This is a genomic window from Streptomyces sp. NPDC054975 (assembly GCF_053609105.1).
The window spans coordinates 26,838-45,529 of record NZ_JBSGWV010000028.1; the positions used below are offsets into that span (position 1 = coordinate 26,838).

Annotated in this window: 17 protein-coding genes; 15 read left to right on the forward strand and 2 right to left on the reverse strand. The window is 72.9% G+C overall.

The genetic code is table 11. The annotated features are described in order from the left end of the window. The first annotated feature begins 66 nt into the window (after positions 1-66). The 15 genes from ACWF79_RS23075 (at position 67) to ACWF79_RS23145 (ending at position 16,121) form a co-directional block, all read left to right on the forward strand. Entirely contained in the window at positions 67-1,779 is a 1,713-nt protein-coding gene (locus tag ACWF79_RS23075) for a polyamine aminopropyltransferase (protein WP_453730021.1), read from the forward strand. A gap of 69 nt (positions 1,780-1,848) precedes the next feature. Continuing rightward, complete coding sequence (locus ACWF79_RS23080; protein WP_453730022.1) at positions 1,849-2,748, forward strand: SRPBCC domain-containing protein; 900 nt, start codon at positions 1,849-1,851, stop codon at positions 2,746-2,748. 18 nt (positions 2,749-2,766) lie between these two features. Then, the gene (locus ACWF79_RS23085; protein ID WP_453730023.1) at positions 2,767-3,570 is read left to right on the forward strand and encodes an aldose epimerase family protein; all 804 of its coding nucleotides are present in this window, start codon (positions 2,767-2,769) and stop codon (positions 3,568-3,570) included. 10 nt (positions 3,571-3,580) lie between these two features. Further along, positions 3,581-4,129 carry an orotate phosphoribosyltransferase gene (gene pyrE, locus ACWF79_RS23090; protein ID WP_315894058.1) on the forward strand — a complete coding sequence of 183 codons (549 nt, stop codon included), beginning with the start codon at positions 3,581-3,583 and terminating at the stop codon, positions 4,127-4,129. 223 nt (positions 4,130-4,352) lie between these two features. Next, positions 4,353-5,375, forward strand: coding sequence for a class II fructose-bisphosphate aldolase (gene fbaA / locus ACWF79_RS23095; protein WP_453730024.1), 1,023 nt, complete (start codon positions 4,353-4,355; stop codon positions 5,373-5,375). A gap of 119 nt (positions 5,376-5,494) precedes the next feature. Further along, positions 5,495-7,054, forward strand: a complete 1,560-nt coding sequence (locus ACWF79_RS23100) for an MFS transporter (RefSeq protein WP_453730025.1) — start codon at positions 5,495-5,497, stop codon at positions 7,052-7,054. A 25-nt stretch (positions 7,055-7,079) separates the two neighbouring features. Continuing rightward, positions 7,080-7,493 carry a DUF3151 domain-containing protein gene (locus ACWF79_RS23105; protein WP_453730026.1) on the forward strand — a complete coding sequence of 138 codons (414 nt, stop codon included), beginning with the start codon at positions 7,080-7,082 and terminating at the stop codon, positions 7,491-7,493. A gap of 273 nt (positions 7,494-7,766) precedes the next feature. After that, the gene (locus tag ACWF79_RS23110; protein ID WP_453730027.1) at positions 7,767-8,666 is read left to right on the forward strand and encodes a DUF3152 domain-containing protein; all 900 of its coding nucleotides are present in this window, start codon (positions 7,767-7,769) and stop codon (positions 8,664-8,666) included. A 111-nt stretch (positions 8,667-8,777) separates the two neighbouring features. After that, the gene (locus tag ACWF79_RS23115; RefSeq protein ID WP_453730028.1) at positions 8,778-9,626 is read left to right on the forward strand and encodes a tryptophan 2,3-dioxygenase family protein; all 849 of its coding nucleotides are present in this window, start codon (positions 8,778-8,780) and stop codon (positions 9,624-9,626) included. After that, a complete protein-coding gene (gene kynU, locus ACWF79_RS23120) occupies positions 9,619-10,824 on the forward strand; it encodes a kynureninase (protein ID WP_453730029.1) in 1,206 nt (401 codons plus the stop codon). Before ACWF79_RS23115 ends, kynU begins: the two co-directional genes overlap by 8 nt. A 127-nt stretch (positions 10,825-10,951) precedes the next feature. Then, entirely contained in the window at positions 10,952-11,821 is an 870-nt protein-coding gene (locus tag ACWF79_RS23125; RefSeq protein WP_453730030.1) for an alpha/beta hydrolase, read from the forward strand. A gap of 51 nt (positions 11,822-11,872) precedes the next feature. Then, positions 11,873-12,769, forward strand: coding sequence for an NmrA family NAD(P)-binding protein (locus ACWF79_RS23130; RefSeq protein WP_453730031.1), 897 nt, complete (start codon positions 11,873-11,875; stop codon positions 12,767-12,769). A gap of 54 nt (positions 12,770-12,823) precedes the next feature. Beyond that, a complete protein-coding gene (locus tag ACWF79_RS23135; protein ID WP_453730032.1) occupies positions 12,824-14,191 on the forward strand; it encodes a sensor histidine kinase in 1,368 nt (455 codons plus the stop codon). Then, positions 14,188-14,847, forward strand: coding sequence for a response regulator (locus ACWF79_RS23140; RefSeq protein WP_453730033.1), 660 nt, complete (start codon positions 14,188-14,190; stop codon positions 14,845-14,847). The genes ACWF79_RS23135 and ACWF79_RS23140 overlap by 4 nt, the downstream gene beginning before the upstream one ends. Before the next feature lie 65 nt (positions 14,848-14,912). Beyond that, the gene (locus ACWF79_RS23145; RefSeq protein WP_453730034.1) at positions 14,913-16,121 is read left to right on the forward strand and encodes a cytochrome P450; all 1,209 of its coding nucleotides are present in this window, start codon (positions 14,913-14,915) and stop codon (positions 16,119-16,121) included. 12 nt (positions 16,122-16,133) lie between these two features. Here the strand turns inward: ACWF79_RS23145 and ACWF79_RS23150 are convergent, their stop codons facing one another. Both ACWF79_RS23150 and ACWF79_RS23155 read right to left on the reverse strand, forming a co-directional pair. Further along, positions 16,134-17,717, reverse strand: coding sequence for an ABC transporter permease (locus ACWF79_RS23150; RefSeq protein WP_453730035.1), 1,584 nt, complete (start codon positions 17,715-17,717; stop codon positions 16,134-16,136). After that, a complete protein-coding gene (locus ACWF79_RS23155) occupies positions 17,714-18,628 on the reverse strand; it encodes an ATP-binding cassette domain-containing protein (protein ID WP_453730036.1) in 915 nt (304 codons plus the stop codon). Before ACWF79_RS23155 ends, ACWF79_RS23150 begins: the two co-directional genes overlap by 4 nt. Between the last annotated feature and the right edge of the window lie 64 nt (positions 18,629-18,692).

Here is an 18,692-nt window from a genome sequence, read left to right on the forward strand (position 1 = left end):
CAGAAGCCTCAGGTGCACTCGTGTGGGTGACAAGCGGCGACAGATGTGTGACGTAGCGTTACGAACATGATCGATCCGCCCCTGACCATGCCACCCAAGAGGGTGACGCGGCTGCCCGTGCGGCCGAGCGCGGTGCGGTATCCGGTCCTCGTCGTGGTCTTCGTCTGCGCCGCCTGCGGCCTCGTCTACGAACTGGAACTGGTCGCGCTCGCCTCGTACTTGATCGGCGACTCGGTCACCCAGGCCTCCGTCGTGCTCTCCGTCATGGTCTTCGCGATGGGCGTCGGCTCGCTGCTCGCCAAGCGGCTGCGCTGCCGTGCCGCCGTCGGCTTCGGCCTGGTCGAGTGCGGCCTCGCGCTGATCGGCGGTTGCTCCGCCCTCGTGCTGTACGCGGCCTTCGCCTGGTTGGGGGAGGCACGGTACGTCCTGGTGGCGTTCTCGCTCGCCATCGGCGTCCTCATCGGGGCGGAGATCCCCCTCCTCATGTCGCTGATCCAGCGGGCGGAGTCCGCGCGTTCGACCGGCGTACGGGAGCAGGACAGCGCCGCCGACCCGGCCGGGACCGTCGCCGACCTCTTCGCCGCCGACTACGTGGGCGCGCTGGTCGGCGGCCTCGCCTTCCCGTTCCTGCTGCTGCCCTGGCTCGGCCAGCTCACCGGCGCGCTCGTCACCGGCGCGGTGAACGCGGTGGCGGGCGGCGGCCTGGTTCTGTGGCTCTTCCGGCGCGACCTGACCTGCCGCTCCCGGGCGCTCCTGATCGGCGCGAACCTGGCCGTCCTCGCCGTCCTCGCCACCGCCACCGCCCTCGTCGACGACTTCGAGGCGGCCGCGCGCCGCGCGGTCTACGGGGACGACGTGCGGGTCGCCGTCCAGACCGACCTCCAGGAGGTGGTCGTGACGGGGGAGCGCGGCAGCCCGCCGGACCTCTTCGTGGACGGACGGCTGCGGGCCGGCGGCGAGGACGCCTCCCGGTACCACGAATCGCTGGTGCACCCCGCGATGAACGGGCCGCACACGCGCGTGCTGATCCTCGGCGGCGGTGACGGCCTCGCCGCCCGCGAGGTGCTGCGCCACGCCGGGGTCCGCTCGGTCACGGTCGTGGACGTCGACCCCGGTGTCGTACGGCTCGCCCGGACGCACCCCGAACTCACCGCGCTCAACGGCCACGCCCTGCACGACCCGCGCGTCCGCGTCATCTTCTCGGACGCCTTCCACTGGCTGCGCGAGGCGGCGGCCACGGGGCCGGAGGACGCGGGCGCGGGCAGCGCTCACGACGGCAGGCGGTACGACGTGGTGATCTCGGACCTGCCCGATCCGGGGATCTCGACCGGGGCGAAGCTGTACTCCGAGGAGTTCTACGGCCTCGCGGCCCGGATCCTCGCCGACGACGGCCGGATCGTCGTCCACGCCGGCTCGGCCTCCGCCCACCCCCGTACGTACTGGACGGTGGACTCCACCCTGCGCGCGGCGGGCTTCGCGACCCGCCCCTACAGCGCGACGGGCAGCGGCGCGTACCTCGCCGCGGGCCCGGACCGGGCCGACCGCTCGGAAGGCACCGGCGCGGGGGCGGCGGACACCGGCGCGGCCGACTGGGGGTATCTGCTCGCGGCGCCGGGCACCTACCCGCCCGAGCTGGGCCTCGCCGCCGACACACCCCCGTTGCGGTCCCTGACGGCCGGCGCCCTGGTGACCGGCGCGCGCGCCGTCGAGCGCACCCGCGACGAGCGGTCCGCCCCACCGCCGCCGTCGACACTGGTCCACCCGCGCTACGGCCGCTGAGCGGCCGTCCGCCCCGGACCCGGGACAAACAGGCGACGGCGGCGCCCGGGCTGAGTAGGCTCGGTTTCCATGGAGCATGAGGTGTTCGTTCCGGTACCGGCCGAGGTCCTCCGCGAGACCCTGACGGACCCCGCGCGGGTGGCGCGCTGCGTCCCCGGCCTCCAGCAGGACGCCGACGCGGAGGCGGGTCCGCTCGCCGGCCGGCTGAGAATCCGGGCCGGCGGCCACACGATCACCTACCAGGGCGCGCTGCGGCTCGCCGAGAAGCGCGGGGTCGTCGCCGTCGAGGGCCAGGGCACCGAGGTCCGCGGCAAGGGCACGGTGCAGCTCTCCCTGACGATCGCGCTCACCCCGGTGGCCGACGGGACGACCCTCACGTTCACGGGCGGCGTGAAGCCGGAGGGCCGCCTCGCGGACCTGCCGGAGGAGGCCCGGGAGTCGGCGGCGCAGCGGCTGATCGAGAAGTTCACGTCGTCCCTGGCGGCGACGGCCGTGGAAGGCGCCAAGGCGCCGGAAGGGGCGGCCGGGATCGAGGCCGACTCCGACGTCCCCGCCGACGCCGCCGCTGCCGCCGAACTCGACGTCGAGGACGAGGCCGACAGTGACAGCGACGGGGTCGACGACGGTGTCGAGGAGCCCCACCGCCCGGAGTCGGAGGCGTCCTCATCCGTCGTCGAGACGCCCGTCCCCCCGCCCTCCCTCGACCCCTTCCAGGACGGCGACTTCGAGGACGCACCCGTCGAGTACCCCGCCGAACCCCCCGCCGCCGAGGCCGCCCACGCCCGGCGGACGATGATCGGGCGCAGCGCCGAGGAGGTCGACCACGCGCCGCCGCGCGGGCGGTACGCCCCCGTCCCCGCCCCGGAGGCCAGCACGGCGGGCGCCACCCTGCGCTGGGTCGCCCCCGCCGCCGCCCTCGCGATCGCCTCGGCCGTCGTCGTCGGCCGGGCGCTGCGCCGCCGGCGCTGAACCCTCTACTGTCGGGGCGTGAGCAAGCAGACGCGACTGACGGCGGGCGACGCCGAGTTGACCATCAACCCCTACAACGGCTGCCGTATCGAGAGCCTGCGCATCGGCGGCACGGAGCTGCTGCGCCAGGGCGAGCGGTACGGCTGCTTCCCGATGGTGCCCTGGTGCGGGCGGATCGAGCTGGGCGAGTTCCGCAACGGCGGAGTGAAGCACCAGATGCCCCTCAACTCCCCGCCGCACGCCATCCATGGCACCGGCCGCGACACCGCGTGGAAGGCCGCCCGCACCACGGACGCGGAAGGCGGCGGGCGGACGGCGGCGTTCACGTACGAGCTCGGGGATCCGTGGCCGTACTCCGGCCGGGTCACCCAGACCTTCGAACTCACCGAGGACGCGCTCACGCTCCAGCTCGGTGTGGAGACGTACGCCGACTCCTTCCCCGCGCAGGCCGGCTGGCACCCCTGGTTCCTTCGGAGCCTCGACGGCGGGGCTCCCGTACGCCTCGACTTCACGCCCGAGTGGCAGGAGGAGCGCGGCGAGGACCACCTCCCCACCGGACGGCGGATCGGCCCCACCCCCGGCCCCTGGGACGACTGCTTCGGGATGCCCGGCGGTGTCGACGTCACCCTCACCTGGCCGGAGCAGCTGGAGCTGAAGGTGACCAGCCGCGCCGAGTGGGTCGTGGTCTACGACGAGCAGGAGGAGGGGGTCTGCGTGGAGCCGCAGACCGGCCCCCCGAACGGCCTGAACACGCTCCCGCACTACGTGACGCCGATCGAGCCCCTGGAGATCGCGGCGACCTGGGCCTGGCGGCGGCTTTAAGCTCATGAGCATGACTGACGTACGCGCTGACCTGCTCCAGCAGATCAAGGACAAGGCCGTGGTGCACGGCAAGGTGACCCTCTCCTCGGGTCTGGAGGCCGACTACTACGTCGACCTGCGCCGGATCACGCTGGACGGCGCCGCCTCCCCGCTCGTCGGTCAGGTCATGCTCGACCTGACCGCCGACCTGGAGTTCGACGCCGTGGGCGGCCTGACGCTCGGCGCCGACCCGGTCGCGACGGCGATGCTGCACGCCTCCGCCGCGCAGGGGAAGCGCCTGGACGCCTTCGTCGTCCGTAAGGCCGCCAAGGCCCACGGGATGCAGCGCCAGGTCGAGGGCCCGGACATCAAGGGCCGACGCGTCCTGATCGTGGAGGACACCTCCACCACCGGCGGCTCCCCGCTGACCGCCGTCGAGGCGGCGCGCGCGGCCGGTGCCGAGGTCGTCGCGGTCGCCACGATCGTGGACCGGGCGACGGGCGCGGGCGAGAAGATCAGCACGACGGCGGGTGTGCCGTACCTCTACGCGTTCGCGCTGGACGAGCTGGGTCTCGCCTGACCGCTCGCGGTGATCGAGGCGAAGTCGTGACTTAGGCCCTGAGGCCGCCAGGTGGCGGTCCTGACCTGGGGGTTTGACCAGGGGCGGAATGTTTCACGTGAAACGCTCCGCCCCTAGGTCATGGTGTCCTGGCGAGAGTCTGGAAAGATGGGGCCCGACGATGACGTCGCCCCAGGTCAGGGTCTAGTAACGCACCCACCCGCACATCACAAGGAGCGGACGAATGCCCATCGCAACCCCCGAGGTCTACAACGAGATGCTCGACCGGGCGAAGGCAGGCAAGTTCGCCTACCCGGCCATCAACGTGACCTCCTCCCAGACCCTGCACGCCGCGCTGCGCGGCTTCGCGGAGGCCGAGAGCGACGGCATCATCCAGATCTCGACCGGTGGCGCCGAGTTCCTGGGCGGCCAGTACAACAAGGACATGGTCACGGGCGCCGTCGCCCTGGCGGAGTTCGCGCACATCGTCGCCGCCAAGTACGACATCACGGTCGCGCTGCACACCGACCACTGCCCGAAGGACAAGCTGGACGGCTACGTCCGCCCGCTGCTCGACATCTCCGCCGAGCGCGTCAAGGCCGGTCAGAACCCGCTCTTCCAGTCGCACATGTGGGACGGCTCCGCCGAGACCCTCGCCGACAACCTGGCCATCGGTCAGGAGCTGCTCGCCAAGGCCGCCGCCGCCAAGATCATCCTTGAGGTCGAGATCACCCCGACCGGTGGCGAGGAGGACGGCGTCAGCCACGAGATCAACGACGAGCTGTACACCACCGTCGACGACGCGATCCGCACCGCCGAGGCCCTGGGCCTGGGCGAGAAGGGCCGCTACCTGCTGGCCGCCTCCTTCGGCAACGTGCACGGCGTCTACAAGCCGGGCAACGTCGTGCTCCGTCCCGAGCTCCTCAAGGACCTCCAGGCGGGCGTCGCCGAGCGCTTCGGCAAGGCCAACCCGTTCGACTTCGTCTTCCACGGCGGCTCCGGCTCCTCCGCCGAGGAGATCGCCACCGCGCTGGAGAACGGCGTCGTGAAGATGAACCTGGACACCGACACCCAGTACGCCTTCACGCGTCCGGTAGCCGACCACATGTTCAAGAACTACGACGGCGTCCTGAAGGTCGACGGCGAGGTCGGCAAGAAGTCCACCTACGACCCGCGCACCTGGGGCAAGCTCGCCGAGGCCGGCATGGCCGTACGCGTGACCGAGGCGTGCGCGGCGCTGCGCTCGACCGGCACCAAGCTGAAGTAAGCGGTACGGAGTGAACGAAGGGCCCGGCACCTGGTGGTGCCGGGCCCTTTCGCATCTCCGGGAGGCCTGGCACCGGTGACGAGGTGCAGGGGGGCGTCCCCGCGGGGAGCATGGCTGGCATGGACATCAGGCTTGCCTCGGGTACCGGGCGGTGGATCGTCTTCACCACCGTGCTCGGCTCGGGGATGGCGCTCCTCGACTCCACCGTCGTCAACGTCGCCCTGCCCCACATCGGCGAGGACCTCGACGCCGACATGGCCGTGCTCCAGTGGACCGTCAACGCCTACATGCTCACCCTCGCCGGGCTGATCCTGCTCGGTGGGGCGCTGGGCGACCGGTACGGGCGGCGGCGCGTGTTCGTCGTCGGGATCGTGTGGTTCGCCGCCGCCTCGCTGCTGTGCGGGCTCGCGCCGAACGCCGGGATCCTGATCGCCGCCCGCGCGCTGCAGGGCGTCGGCGGCGCCCTGCTCACGCCCGGCTCGCTCGCGCTGATCCAGGCGAGCTTCCATCCGGACGACCGGGCCAAGGCCGTCGGGCTCTGGTCCGGGTTCGGCGGGGTCGGCGCGGCGATCGGGCCGTTCGTCGGCGGCTGGCTGGTCGACGGGCCGGGCTGGCGCTGGGTGTTCCTGCTGAACGTGCCGCTGGCGCTGCTGTGCGTCCCGGTCGCCCTGCGCCACGTGCCCGAGTCGCGCGACGAGTCCGCCCACGGTCGCTTCGACGTCCTCGGCGCCTTCCTGGGGGCGGCCGCGCTCGCCCTCGTGACGTACGCGCTGATCGCCGAGGCGTGGTGGGCTGCAGGTCTCGGGGTCGTGGTCGGGGCGGCGTTCGTCGTGCTTGAACGGCGCCGGCCCGAGCCCATGGTGCCGCCGTCGATCTTCGCCTCCCGGCAGTTCACGGTCATCAATCTGGTGACGCTGTGCGTGTACGCGGCGCTCGGCGGCTTCTTCTTCCTGGCCGCCCTCCAGCTCCAGGTGGTCTCCGGCTACTCCGCGCTCGCGGCGGGGACGGCCATGCTGCCGACGACGGTGCTGATGCTGCTGCTGTCGGCGAAGTCGGGCGAGATCGGGGAGAAGATCGGGCCCCGGATCCCGCTGACCGTGGGGCCGCTGCTGTGCGCGGCCGGGATGGTCCTGATGCTGCGAGCCGGTGAGAACGCCTCCTACGTGCAGGATGTCCTGCCGGCCATGGCCGTGCTCGGCCTCGGCCTGACCGTCCTGGTGGCCCCGCTGACCGCCACCGTCCTGGCTTCGGTGGACGTGGCGCGGGCGGGCCTGGCGAGCGGGATCAACAACGCGGCGGCGCGGGCCGCCGGTCTCCTCGCGGTGGCGGCGCTGCCGACGCTGGCGGGCATGGGGCCGGAGGCGTACCGTTCGGCGGAGGAGTTCGGGGAGACCTTCCGGCGGGCGATGCCGATGTGCGCCGGGCTGATGGTGGCGGGGGCGGTCCTGGCCTGGGCGACCGTACGGAAACCGGTCGGCGACGCGGACTGCCACCCCGAGTGCAAGGTCCACTGCGGGGTGACGTCGCCGCCCCTGGACCCGGGGAAGCGCGCGGCCGACGGCGGCGGAGCCGGGTTCGGTGTGCCGCCGGGTGAGGGTGGTGGGCCGGCCTCGGGGTACGGCACGGGCGAAGGCGGCGGAGCGGGCTCCGGCGGGCGTCCGGGTCCGGGAGATCGATGACCGCCGACTGAGGCAGACTTGCCCCATGGCCATCCACGAGAACCTGCTGGGGGGACCGCCCCCCACCCACCTGCCCGACGACCCGGAGCCGCGCGAGCTGCTCGCGGCCGGCACGCCGCCGGCGGAGGTCGCCGCGAAGTACCCGACGTCCTCGCTGGCCTGGGCCCAGCTCGCCGACGAGGCGTTCGAGGGCGGGCGCGTCGTCGAGTCGTACGCGTACGCCCGTACCGGCTACCACCGGGGCCTTGACGCGCTGCGGCGCAGCGGCTGGAAGGGCCACGGCCCGGTGCCGTGGGAGCACGAGCCGAACCGGGGCTTCCTGCGGGCCCTGCACGCCTTGGCGCGGGCGGCCGGGGAGATCGGCGAGAAGGACGAGTACGAGCGCTGCTCGACGTTCCTGAGGGACTCCTCGGAGACGGCCGCCGAGACCCTCGGCTGACACACGGCCGGACTCACGCCCGCCCACGGCCGACGACACGGCCTCGGGCCGGGAAGGCCGTGAAGCACCAGGTCGGGACGGACCGGAGCCCCGGGTCGTGGAGCCTTCGCAGGCTTCGCGGCCCGGGGCTCTCCCGGTCCCCCGGGCGACGCGGCTCGTTCGATGGTGTTCGAAGAGGCCGGTACGATCCTTCGGACCGTTGAAGCGACAGCAGCCGGCGCAGAGGCCCCACCCTCTTCCCCCAACCCGGCCGACGCAGGGGAGAAGTCTGTCTTGGGCAAGCGCGCCGCCGCACCCGCGGGCCGGGGACGAACTCAGAGCAGCCGACGGGCCGCCGGCCGAGGACGGGGCCGTTCCAGACGGAGCCCCGTACGACGCCTCGTCCTGCCGACGCTCGCCCTCGTCACCCTCTCCCTGTGCGGCGGCGCCGCCCTCGCCCACTACAACAGCGGCGACACCGGCCCCGCCGACCCGCACGCGGCCGCCGGACCCACGGACGAGCCGACCACCGCGATCCCCACCCCCAAGGCCACGGCCCCGACACCGGCACGGTCCAGCGCCAAGCCCTCGCCGTCGCCCAAGCCCAAGCCGAAGAAGCCGACCGTGCCCGAGAGCGGCTCCGGTACGTTCACCTCCGCCCAATCCTCCGGCAAGCCCGTCGGCACCGGCGGCACCCTGCGCCGCTACCGCGTCCAGGTCGAGGGTGGCATCGACCTCTCCGCCGCCGACGCCGCCGCCGAGATCGAGCGGATCCTGGCCCACCCGCGCGGCTGGGCCGCGCACGGCCGGGGCAGGTTCCAGCTGGTCTCGGAGAACGCCGACTTCGTCATCCGGATCGCCACGCCGAAGACCGCCGACAAGCTCTGTCTGGCCGTGGGCCTCAACACCCACGGAGAGCTCAACTGCGAGACCACCCAGGGCGTCGTGGTGAACCTGAAGCGCTGGCTGCTGGGGTCGCCGACGTTCACCGGAACCTCTGCCGAGTACCGGCATCTGATCATCAACCACGAGGTCGGGCACGAGATCGGTATCCGGTCGCACATGACCTGCCCGGGCGCCGGGAAGCTCGCGCCGGTGATGATGCAGCAGATCAAGGGCCTCAAGGGCTGTCGCTCGAACGCATATCCGTATGACGAAGACGGCAGCTACATCCAGGGGCCGATCGTGCCATGATGCGGAGGGGACGCGCGCGACGAAGCGTGCGGACCCGAGGGGACCGGGGCTCCACTTGCCTATGGGAAGGAGCGGACCGCTACCCGGTAGTTGCGTATCGAGGAGACAGCAATGTCCACCTTCCCCGATGCCTCCGAAGCCGGTTCGGTCGAAGACCCGAACCTCGACTTCGCAGGCACGACGCCGTACGAGGACTATGTCCAGGCGGACGTCCTCACCCATCTCCAGCACCTCCGCTCCGACGATCCGGGCGAGATGGTCTTCCTGGTCACCACCCAGGTCATGGAGCTGTGGTTCACCGTCATCGTCCACGAGTGGGAGACCGCGAGCCGCGCGCTGCGCGAGGACCGGATACCCGTCGCGATGGACGCGCTCAAGCGCTCCGTGCGCGAGCTGGAGGCGCTGAACCACTCCTGGCGCCCGCTGGCCCAGCTCACCCCCGCGCAGTTCAACTCCTACCGCGCCGCCCTCGGCGAGGGCTCCGGCTTCCAATCGGCGATGTACCGCCGGATGGAGTTCCTGCTCGGCGAGAAGTCCGCGTCGATGCTGGTCCCGCACCGCGGGGCGCCCCGGGTCCACGCCGAGCTGGAGAAGGCGCTGCAGGAGCCGAGCCTGTACGACGAGGTCCTCAGGCTCCTCGCCCGGCGGGGGCTGCCCGTGCCGGACGCGGTGCTCGCCCGTGACCTGGCGAAGAAGTACGAGCCGTCGCCCGAGGTCGAGGAGATCTGGGCCGGCATCTACGCCGACACCGACCAGAACGCCGAACTCGTCCGGCTGGGCGAGGCGCTGAGCGACGTCGCCGAACTGGTCTGGCGCTGGCGCAACGACCACCTCGTCGCCACCCGGCGGGCCATGGGCTCCAAGACGGGTACGGGCGGCTCGGCGGGCGTGGCGTGGCTGGAGAAGCGCGCGCAGAAGAACGTGTTCCCCGAGCTGTGGACGGCGCGCAGCCATGTCTGAGACCTTGCGCGAGGACGCGCTCCGCAGGGACGCGCACGACCCGCTGGCCAAGCTCCGCGGGAAGTTCGTCCTGGACGACGACACCGTCTATCTCGACGGGAACTCGCTGGGCGCCCTGCCCGCGCACGTGCCCGACCGGATGGCCGACGTCATCGCCCGCGAGTGGGGGCGGCTGCGCATCCGCTCCTGGGACGAGAGCGGCTGGTGGACGGCGCCCGAGCGGATCGGCGACCGGATCGCCCCGCTCGTCGGCGCGGCCCCCGGCCGGATCGTGGTGGGCGACTCGACGAGCGTGAACGTCTTCAAGGCGGTCGTCGCGGCCACCCGGCTGAGTACCGAGGACCGGGACGAGATCCTCGTCGACGCCACGACGTTTCCCACGGACGGGTACATCGCACAGTCGGCGGCCCGGATGACCGGCCGCCGGATCGTGCCGGTCGACCCGGCGGACATGGCGGCCGCGGCGGGCCCGCGCACCGCCGCCGCGCTCGTCAACCACGTCGACTTCCGCACCGGTCGCCTGCACGACCTGCCCGGGATCACGGCCGCGCTGCACGCCGCGGGCGCCCTCGCTCTCTGGGACCTGTGCCACAGCGCGGGCGCGCTGCCCGTCGGCCTGGACGAGCACGGGGTCGACCTGGCGGTCGGCTGCACGTACAAGTACCTCAACGGCGGCCCCGGTTCGCCCGCGTACCTGTACGTCGCCGAGCGCCACCAGGCCGCCTTCGACTCCCCGCTGCCCGGCTGGAACTCGCACGCCGACCCGTTCGGGATGACCCCGGGCTACGCGGCGGCCGAGGGCGCGGCGCGGGGCCGGGTCGGTACGCCGGACATCCTGTCCATGCTGGCCCTGGAGTCGGCGCTCGACGTCTGGGACGGCGTCGCCGTCGAGGACGTACGGGCCAAGTCCCTCGCCCTGACGGACTTCTTCGAGGAGTGCGTGGCGGCGTACGCGCCGGCCGGCCGGGTCGAGTCCCTCACGCCCCGGGCGCACGAGGAGCGCGGCAGCCAGGTCGCGCTGCGGTGCGCCGAGGCGCCCGCCGTCATGGCGGAGTTGATCCGGCATGGGGTGGTCGGCGATCTGCGTCGGCCCGACGTGCTGCGGTTCGGCTTCACGCCGCTGTACGTCGGCTTCGCGGACGCGGAACGGGCGGCGCGGATCCTGGCGGAGGTACTGGCCGAGGTGCCGGGGGCCTAGGGAGTGTCCGACCTCGTCGTTCGAGGTCGGACGGTCCGATGATCGCTTGATCTGTGGGGGCGTCAGTCCTGATACGGTCCCCGCAGGTCAGGCCAATTCGGCCCCGTACCCGAGAGGTTGGAACAGCATGCCGGACCCCGCCGCGCGCGACGCCGCCGAAGAAGCGTCGGCGTTCTCGCACCCGGCCGTCGCCCCGGACGCGTCCGCCGCGTACGGCGATCACCCCGACCAGGTCGTCGACTTCTACGCGCCGCGCGACGGCCGGCAGCGGGCGCCGCTCGTCGTCGCGCTGCACGGCGGTGCGTGGCGGGCGCCGTACGACCGGCAGCATCTGACCCCTTTCGTGGACTTTCTGGCCCGCCGGGGGTTCGCCGTCGCCAACGTCGAGTACCGGCGGGGCGGCAGCATCCCCCGACAAGGCGGTACGGGGCCGGTCGCCGGCCGCTGGCCGGAGACGTTCGACGACGTGGCCGCCGCGCTGGACGCCGTACCGGCGCTGGCCGCCGCGCACCTTCCGCAGGCGGACGCGCGCCGGATCGTGCTCACCGGACACTCCGCCGGCGGCCACCTCGCCCTCTGGGCGGCCGCCCGGCACGTCCTCGCCCCCGACGCGCCCTGGCGCCTTTCCGCGCCGCCCGCGCTGCGCGGGGTGGTGGCGCTGGCCCCCATCGCGCACTTCGACCGGGCCGTGGAGCTCGGGGTCTGCGGCGGCGCTGTGACCGAACTCCTGGGCGGCGAGGGCGAGTTCGACGTACGGGCCCGGCATGTCGACCCGGCCCTGCTGCTGCCGACCGGGATCGCGACGGTGGTCGTCCAGGGCTGCGACGACATCGTGGTCCCGCAGGAGGTGGCCGACGCGTACGTGGACGCGGCGGCGAAGGCGGGCGAGACGGTCGGCCTCACGCTCCTCCCGGACGTCGGCCACTTCCCCCTGATCGACCCGGCGGCCGACGCCTGCGCGGTCGTGGCGGAGGAGATCGCCCAACTCGCGTTCTGAGCGGCGGGCTTGCGGACCCAACCTGTCCGCAAGCCCTTCTACCTTCGCACCATGACGAACACCACGAAGACCCCGAAGACCACGGACGCGACGAAGAGCACGGACACCACGGACACCCGCACCGTCCTCGTCGCCGGCGCCACCGGCACCGTCGGCCGCCAGGTCGTCGCCGAACTCCTCGCCCGCGGCCACGCCGTCCGCGCCCTCACCCGGGACGCGGAGAAGGCCCGGACCGCGCTCCCCGCCGGCGTGGAGATCGCGGTGGGCGACCTCACCGACCCGGACAGCCTCACCGACGCCCTCCAGGGCGCCGACGGCCTGCACCTCATCACCTTCCAGGGAGCGGCCTTCACCCCCCTGGAGACCGGCCCGCGGATCCTGGAGCTGGCGAGGAAGGCGGGCGTGCGCCGGGTGACCGTGCTGCACGGCGGCGAGGACACGCCGATGGAGCGCGCGGTCAAGGACAGCGAGGGCCTGGACTGGACCGTCGTCATGCCGGTCGAGTTCATGTCCAACGCTCTGGAGTGGGCGCCCGGCATCCGGGCCGGCGACGAGGTGTGCGAGCCGTTCGCGGACCGGCTCAGCGCCATGGTCCACGAGGGCGACATCGGTGCGGTCGCCGCCGTCGCGCTCACCGAGGAGGGGCACGGCGGCCAGTCGTACGTCGTCACAGGACCCGAGGTCCTCAGCCTCCACGACAAGGTCGCCGCCCTCGGCTCGGCCCGTGGCCGCGAGGTCCGGCTGGTCGAGCTGACGGAGGAGGAGGCGGTCGCGCGGTGGCGGCAGGCGGGTCTGCCTGAGCATGTGATCGCCTTCCTTCTGGAGGCGTACGGGAACACCCCCGAGGTCGGCCGGACGGTCGCCGACACCGTGGAGCGGGTCACCGGCCGCCCGGCCCGCACCTTCGCCCGGTGGGCCGCGGACCACGCGGACGCGTTCCGGGCGTAGCACCCGCAGGAGCGCCGCGTAGTACCTGGGACGGACGCGGAAGGATCCCCTTCCATGGGGACGACCGCGTCCGCCCGCCCCCGTACCGTGGCTGACGTGACAGAGAACCCGACCCAGACCCGCGCGGCGAGCCGCAGCCCCGAGTTCCGCCTGGCCCAGGGCGCGCTCGGCGGGCTGCGTGACGACCTCTTCCACAACGCCTTCGAGTACCGGCCGCTGCACCCGATGGCGGTCGACGGCCCGATCACCCGGCGCCTGCCCGAGCGGATGCGCCAGGGCGCCCGCTGGACCCCGCACGCGATCGTGGCCGCCTTGGCGTTCTTCATCTTCGCGGTGGGCACGGACATCGCCTCCGGCGACGGCCTGTTCGTCCTCGCGTTCGCGGCGATACCGGCCGCGGCCGTGATGCTGACCCTGGTCCGCCCGGTCCTCGCCTTCTGGGCGTCGCTGGCCATGACCCCCTTCGTCACCGCGCTCGGCTCGTACGGGGACGGCTGGCCGTGGGGCCCGACCTCCGGCATGGCCCATGTGGTGATCATGACGGTGGTGGCCGCCCGGACCCGGCCCCGTACGGCCGCCTGGATGTGGCTGGTCACCGCCGTCTACGCCTTCTTCGCCACCGGGCTCCTCGGCCGGGGCTCCGGCCCGGACGCCTTCGCGGTCCTCTTCCCCTCCGCGCTCGTCCTGCTCCTCGTGACCGTCCTGCAGGTCCGCCGCGAGGCCGAGAAGACCGTCACCGCCCAGCAGACCGTCACGGCCTTCGAACGCTCCAAGCGGACCCTGCTCGAAGAGCGCACCACCATCGCCCGCGAGCTCCACGACGTCGTCGCCCACCACATGTCGGTGGTCGCCATCCAGGCCGAGGCCGCGCCCTACCGCGTCGAGAACCCGCCGCCGGAGCTGGAGCAGGCCTTCGTCACCATCCGAGAGAACGCGGTCGCCGCCCTGACCGAGCTGCGGCGCGTCCTCGGCGTCGTACGGGCGGAGGACTACGAGGCCCCCGATGCCCCGCAGCCCACGCTCGCCGACCTCGAAGGGCTGGTCGCCAACGTCCGCGAGGCCGGGCTCGACGTGGAGAAGACGGTGACGGGCGCGGTACGGGACCTGCCGCAGGGCGTGGAGCTCTCGGCGTACCGGATCATCCAGGAGGCGCTGTCCAACGTGCTGCGGCACGCGCCGGGCGCGGGGGCGAAGGTCGAGGTCAGCTACGTCCTCGGCGGCCTCGGCCTGCGGATCGTCAACGGTCCCGCCCGGGGGCTCGTCAAGCCCTCCCCGGGCGCGGGTCACGGCCTCACCGGGATGCGCGAGCGGGTGACGATGCTGAACGGCGAGATGACGGCGGAGCCGACCGAGGACGGCGGCTTCGAGGTCACGGCGTTCGTGCCGGTGACCCGTGACGACCGTGAGGAGTCGGTCCAGTGATCCGCGTACTGATCGTGGACGACCAGATGATGGTCCGCGAGGGCTTCTCGGTGCTGCTCGGCGCGATGCCGGACATCGAGGTGGTCGGCGAGGCGGTCAACGGACGGGAGGCGATCGCCCAGGTCGCGGCGTTGCGCCCGGACGTGGTCCTGATGGACATCCGTATGCCCGAGCTGAACGGCATCGAGGCGACGCGCGAGATCGTGGCGGCGGACGCGGACGCGAAGGTGCTGGTCCTGACGACCTTCGACCTCGACGAGTACGTGTACCAGGCGCTGCGCGCCGGGGCGTCGGGCTTCCTGCTGAAGGACGCCTCGGCGCGGCAGCTGGCCGACGGCGTACGGGTGGTCGCGGCCGGTGAGGCGCTGCTCGCGCCGACCGTGACGAAGCGGCTGATCACCGAGTTCGCGCGGGCGGCGGAGACGCCGAGGCCGCCGGCGTTGTCGCAGATCGGGGAGTTGACCGAGCGGGAGACGGAGGTCCTGGTGCTGATCGCGCAGGGCCTGTCGAACGCGGAGATCGCCGACCATCTGGTGGTGGCCGAGTCGACGATCAAGACGCATGTGAGCCGGATCCTGGTGAAGCTGGGGCTGCGGGACCGGACGCAGGCGGCGGTGTTCGCGTACGAGGCGAGGCTGGTGCAGGTCGGCGGGTAGAGGGCGCCCCCGCCCCCCCGGGGCAACCCCTGGTTCGAGGCCATGGACGCCGGTAGTTTCGGTCCATGAACGTCCACGTCGCCTTCGACCCCTGGTCCCCCTCCTTCGTCGCGGACCCGTACCCCGCCTACGCCGAGCTGCGGGCGGCGGGGCGGGCGCACTGGTTCGGGCCGACGCGGCAGTGGCTGATCCCGCACTACGCGGACGTGTCGGCGCTGCTGCGGGACCGGCGCCTCGGCCGCACGTACACGCACCGCTTCACGCACGAGGAGTTCGGCCGGACGGCGCCGCCGGCGGCGCACGAGCCCTTCCACACCCTGAACGACCACGGTCTGCTGGACCTGGAGGCGGCCGACCACACGCGGATCCGGCGTCTGGTGTCGAAGGCGTTCACACCGCGCACGGTGGAGCGGCTCGCGCCGACGGTGCGGAGGCTGGCGGCGGAGCTGGTCGGCGGCCTGGTGGCGCGGGGCGGGGGAGACCTGCTGGCGGAGGTGGCGGAGCCCCTCCCGGTGGCGGTGATCGCGGAGATGCTGGGGGTGCCGGAGGAGGACGAGGAGCGGCGGATGCTGCGGCCGTGGTCGGCCGACATCTGCGGGATGTTCGAGCTGAACCCCTCGGAGGAGACGGCGCGGCGGGCGGTGCGGGCGTCGGTGGACTTCTCGGCGTACCTGCGGGAGCTGATCGGGCGGCGGCGCAAGGATCCGGGCGAGGACCTGATCTCGGGCCTGGTCGGGGTGGAGGAGCTCACGGAGCAGGAGATGATCTCCACGTGCGTGCTGCTCCTGAACGCGGGGCACGAGGCGACGGTGAACACGACCGTGAACGGCTGGTGGACGCTGTTCCGCCACCCGGAGGCGCTGACGGCGCTGCGGGCCGACCCCGCGGGGATGTTGTCCACAGCTGTGGACGAAGTCCTGCGCTACGACACGCCGCTGCAGATGTTCGAGCGCTGGGTCCTGGACGACATCGAGGTCGGGGACGTGAAGATCCCCCGGGGCTCGGAGGTGGCGCTCCTCTTCGGCTCGGCCAACCGCGACCCGGCCCGCTTCACGGACCCGGACGTCCTGGACCTGACCCGCGCGGACAACCCGCACCTCACGTTCGGTGCGGGCATCCACTACTGCCTGGGCGCGCCCCTGGCCCGCCTGGAACTGACGTCCCTCTTCACGGAACTCCTCCGCGCGGCCCCCACCCTCCGCCTGGCGGCGGAACCCGCGTGGAAGCCGGGCTACGTCATCCGAGGCGTCCCGGAACTCCTGGTGGAGCTGTAGCCCTCCGGGACCTCACGATGTCGTCAGGTCCCGCCGGCCCAGGCGCCAGAGGCCCGTCGCGGTCAGGACCGCCGCCACGGCCAGGAGGGTCAGGGCGGGGGCCCACGTCATCTCCGCCCCCGGGAGCTTCGGGAGGTGGCCGAAGGGGGAGAGGTTCAGGGCCTCCTGCGGAAGGTCCAGCGCGGGGCCGATCCAGCCGAGTGCCAGGCACAGGCCCGCCACGCCCCACCCGGCCACCGCCGCCCTCGGGAACGCGCCCCACAGCAGGACCGCCAACCCGGCAAGCGTCCAGATCGCCGGGAGCTGGGCCAGCGACGCGCCCAGGACGGGGCCCAGGTCACGGCCGTAGGAGACGTACAGGCCAAGACCCGCACACACCATGATCAGCGCCGAGCCCGCGAAGGCGATCAGCAGGTGGCCCGCGGCCCACCGCACCCGCCCCACCGCGTTCGCCAGGATCGGTTCCGCCCGGCCCGAGGTCTCCTCGCCGTGCGGCCGCAGTACCGACCCCACCGCGTACAGCGCGGCGAGCATCCCGAACATGCCGATCATCGTCGCGAGGAACGCGTTCGTCAGGCCGGTCCGGCCGCCCATTCGCTCGAAGATCTCCCGCGCCTGCGCGTTGTCGCCGACCAGGTCCGCCGCGCCCTCCACCATCCCGCCGAAGACCAGGCCCCCCAGCAGGAAGCCGAGCGACCAGCCGAGCACGCTCCCGCGCTGCAGCCGCCACGCCAGCGCCCCCGCCGTGGCCAGCCGGCCCTTCGCCGGGCCCGGGCGCGTCGGCAGGAAGCTCATGCCCACGTCCCGCCGCCCGGCCAGCCCGTACGCCACCGCCGCCTGCGCCAGCACCGCCGCGCCGATCAGCGGCAGTACCCACCACCGCTCCCCGCCGAACGCCCGGACGTTCTCCGCCCAGCCGATCGGCGAGAGCCAGGTCAGCGGCGACGTGCCGTCCGACCGCCCCGCGTCCCCCGCCGCCCTCAGGACGAACGCCAGGCCGAGCACCGCGGCCGTCAGGCCCTTCGCAAGCCGCGCGCTCTCCGTCAACTGCGCGACGATCGCCGCCATCGTCGCGAAGAGCATGCCGGTGCCGCCGACCGCGAGGCCGAGGGCCGACGCCCCGGCCGGCCCCTGGCCCGCGAGCCCCGCCGTCACGACGAGCGCGACGCCCGCGTTGGCCACGAGCGCCGCCAGCAGCGCCGCCGTCAGCGGGGCGCGCCGGCCCACCACCGCCGAGGAGAGCATCTCCTGACGGCCCGTCTCCTCCTCCTCCCGGGTGTGGCGTACGACGATGATCAGGCTCATCACGGCGGCGAGCACCGCGGCGAACGTCCCGAAGCGCCACGCCACCAGGCCGCCCAGCGAGTCGCTGAACACCGGCCCGTACAGCGAGCGCATCGAGCTGTTGGCGGTCATCGACGCGGCCAGCTCGGCGCGCTGCTCCCGCGTCCCGTACAGCCCCTCCAGCGAGCCGACCCCGCCGGCGACCAGGCCGCCCGTGACGAGGACCCAGACCGGCATCATCAGCCGGTCGCGGCGCAGCGCGAGCCGCGCCAGCGCGCCGGTACCGGTCAGATGCGTGGCGAGCGTGCTCATCGCGCGGCCACCTCTTCCGCGTAGTGCCGCATGAACAGCTCTTCCAGGGTCGGCGGCGTGCTCGTCAGCGAGCGCACCCCCGACTCAGTCAGCGAGCGCAGCACCGCGTCGAGCTTGTCCGTGTCGACCTGGAGCCGCACCCGATGCCCCTGACCCCTCTCGATTTGCTGGAGGGCCAGGCCGTGGACGCCGGGCAGGTGGGCGAGGCCGTTCGGTGCGGCCGCGAGTTCGGCCGTGACGCTCGTACGGGTGAGGTGACGCAGCTCGGCCAGCGAACCGCTCTCCACCGTCTGCCCCTTGCGGATGATGCTGACCCGGTCGCAGAGGGTCTCGACCTCGCTGAGGATGTGCGAGGAGAGCAGGATCGTGCGCCCGCGCTCCCGCTCCTCGGCCACGCAGCGCTGGAAGACCTCCTCCATCAGCGGGTCGAGGCCGCTGGTGGGTTCGTCGAGGATGAGCAGGTCGACGTCGGAGGCGAAGGCGGCGACGAGGGCGACCTTCTGGCGGTTGCCCTTGGAGTACGTCCGCCCCTTCTTCGTCGGGTCGAGCTCGAACCGCTCGATCAGCTCGGCCCGCCGGGCCTTGTCGAGTCCCCCGCGCAGCCGTCCGTAGAGGTCGATGACCTCGCCCCCGGAGAGGTTCCGCCAGAGCGTCACGTCGCCGGGCACGTACGCGATCCGGCGGTGCAGCTCGACGGCGTCACGCCACGGGTCGCGGCCGAGGAGCTGGGTGGCGCCGGAGTCGGCGCGCAGCAGGCCGAGGAGGACGCGGATGGCGGTGGACTTCCCGGCGCCGTTCGGGCCGAGGAAGCCGTGGACCTCACCGGTCTCGACGGCGAGGTCGAGGCCGTCCAGCGCGTGGGTACGGCCGAACGACTTGTGCAGTCCGGCCACCGTGATTGCCTTCGTCATGTTTCTGAACGTACGCATCTTTCACAAACTTGTGAAGTTAAGGAAGCGTATAAAGTTGGGGCGT